The sequence below is a fragment of the Psychrobacillus sp. genome (assembly GCF_056205495.1).
This window is the reverse complement of record NZ_JBAEAP010000024.1, coordinates 1-2,553: the sequence shown is the minus strand read 5'-3', so window position 1 is coordinate 2,553 and position 2,553 is coordinate 1. Positions and strand designations below refer to the sequence as shown.

Here is a 2,553-nt window from a genome sequence, read left to right as displayed (position 1 = left end):
AAGAAGAAGGCGCTGAATTGTTAATCGGTGGAACTCAAAACAAATTAGAAGGTGACCACGAAGGCGGTTACTATATTGCTCCTACAGTATTTAAAGGCGACAACAAAATGCGTATTTTCCAAGAAGAAATCTTTGGACCAGTACTTTCTGTTACAACATTCAAAGACTTTGACGAAGCAATGGAAATTGCTAACGATTCTGAGTTTGGTTTAGGAGCTGGTGTTTGGTCTCGTAACATTGACACTGCTTACCGTGCAGGTCGTGCAATCCAAGCAGGTCGTGTTTGGACAAACACATATCACCAATACCCAGCACATGCTGCATTTGGCGGTTACAAACAATCAGGTATCGGTCGCGAAAACCACTTAATGATGCTTGAGCATTACCAACAAACAAAATGTATGTTAGTAAGCTACAATAAATCTGCAATGGGCTTCTTCTAAGAAGTTAGAAATGAGATGACAGAATGGTAGAACGCATCGTAGCAACGGATAAAGCTCTTGATCTAATTCAAGAGCTTGAGGCAAAGCATGGGGCAATTATGTTCGTACAGTCTGCTGGCTGCTGCGATGGTTCTGCTCCAATGTGCTATAAGCAAGGTGACTTCTATATAGGAAGTCGTGACTTGCTTCTTGGTACTGTTGGAAATGCACCATATTATATGCATCAGTCCCACTATACTTATTGGCAGCATACACAGCTAATATTAGATGTTGTTGATGGCATGGGAGCTGCCTTTTCTCTTGAAAGTACAGAAGGAATTTCATTTCATATTCATTCTCGTGTATTTACAGATAAGGAAAGAGCAGAGCTATCTCCTCTTTAACTAATTTATGGATAAAAAGAGCTATCTTTTTATCCATATTTTTTTATATCTCCTGCACATATAATATATTTACGCTTTCCTCTTTGATTTTTTTGTTATAAAATTATTAGTAATTGTAATATTTCAGTCAGTAAATAAAGAGTTGGTTTTTATAAACCAGCTCTATTTATTTATCCAGCACATTTCACTTCTTGTGACGTGTTATAGAATAGCGAAAAGCAATCTATATATGAAGATTACATAATAAGCGTTACCGATTTTTAGGAGGAATTAATAATGGATTTGTTTGAAAGTATGTTACAGGATGTGAATAATGCTTTATATTCCTACATCCTGATCGTACTCTTAGTAGGAGTGGGATTGTTTTTTACAATAAAAACTAGATTTATTCAGATTAGATTAATACCAGAAATGTTCCGTGTTGTTTCGGAAAAAGCCACGATCGATAGTACAGGAAAAAAAGGAGTTTCCTCCTTTCAGGCATTTACGATATCCGCTGCCTCTCGCATAGGGACTGGTAACATTGCTGGGGTTGCAACCGCTATTGCACTTGGTGGTCCTGGAGCTATTTTTTGGATGTGGATGATTGCTATTATCGGCGGAGCATCTTCATTAATTGAAAGCACTTTAGCCCAAGTATATAAAGTTAAAGATGGTAGAATGTATCGCGGTGGTCCAGCCTATTACATGGAAAAAGGCTTAAACAAGCGGTGGATGGGAATTCTTTTTGCAGTTGTTATTTCCCTTACCTATGGGTTTGTGTTTAACGCGGTCCAAGCTAATACAATTACTATTGCATTTGAAGAAAGCTTCGGATCAAGCCGAGTAGTAGTTGGCATTATTTTATCTATAATTACTGCTGTCATAGTTTTTGGTGGTCTTAAACGTATAGTTAGCGTTACGCAAATTTTAGTACCAGTTATGGCAATAGCATATATTGCAGTTGCTCTCCTTGTAGTATTTTTGAATATCAGTGAGCTACCAAATGTATTCATCCTTATATTCAAATCTGCTTTTGGTTTCGAAGAGGCTTTTGCTGGTATGGTCGGAGCTGCTATCATGAATGGGATTAAACGAGGGTTATTCTCAAATGAAGCTGGTATGGGTTCTGCGCCAAACGCAGCTGCTACTGCGTCAGTAACTCACCCTGTAAAACAAGGGCTTATTCAAACACTCGGTGTATTTATCGATACAATCATTGTTTGTACATCTACAGCTGCAATAGTTCTAATGAGCGATGCTTACCTTAACTCGGAAGCTGCTTCGGTAAACTTGACACAAGTTTCTTTAGTTGATAATTTAGGTGGCTGGGCAGGTACGTTTTTAGCTATAGCTATATTCATGTTTGCCTTTAGCTCAGTAATAGGCAATTACTATTACGGGGAAACGAACATCGGTTTTATCAAGGAATCTAAAACTATGCTGCTTATTTTCCGTATACTAGTAGTGGCTTTCGTTATGTTTGGTTCTGTAGCAAAGGTTCAGTTAGTTTGGGATTTAGCGGATCTCTTTATGGCTGTAATGGCAATCATTAACCTTTTAGCTATTTTAATGCTTTGGAAGATTGCTAAACGTGTTATTAATGATTATGTATCACAACGTAAAAAAGGTTTAGATCCTGTATTTGCATCAACAAGTACGACTTCCTCTTCATCCTCAAGTTGGCTAACTAACTGAAATAATCCCTTCAAACGAGGATAAGCATCAGAAAGAGCCTGCATCTTCAG

General features: G+C 37.8%; 3 protein-coding genes. All 3 read left to right on the top strand.

Annotated features, from left to right (window positions below; genetic code table 11):
• The coding region (locus AC06OU_RS00670; RefSeq protein ID WP_475853424.1) for an aldehyde dehydrogenase family protein at positions 1 to 443 on the top strand (443 nt) is incomplete at its 5' end.
• Positions 444 to 466: 23 nt separating this feature from the next.
• A complete protein-coding gene (locus AC06OU_RS00665) occupies positions 467 to 826 on the top strand; it encodes a DUF779 domain-containing protein (RefSeq protein WP_169360772.1) in 360 nt (119 codons plus the stop codon).
• 276 nt (positions 827 to 1,102) lie between these two features.
• The gene (locus tag AC06OU_RS00660; protein WP_475853421.1) at positions 1,103 to 2,503 is read left to right on the top strand and encodes an alanine/glycine:cation symporter family protein; all 1,401 of its coding nucleotides are present in this window, start codon (positions 1,103 to 1,105) and stop codon (positions 2,501 to 2,503) included.
• Positions 2,504 to 2,553: the final 50 nt, after the last annotated feature.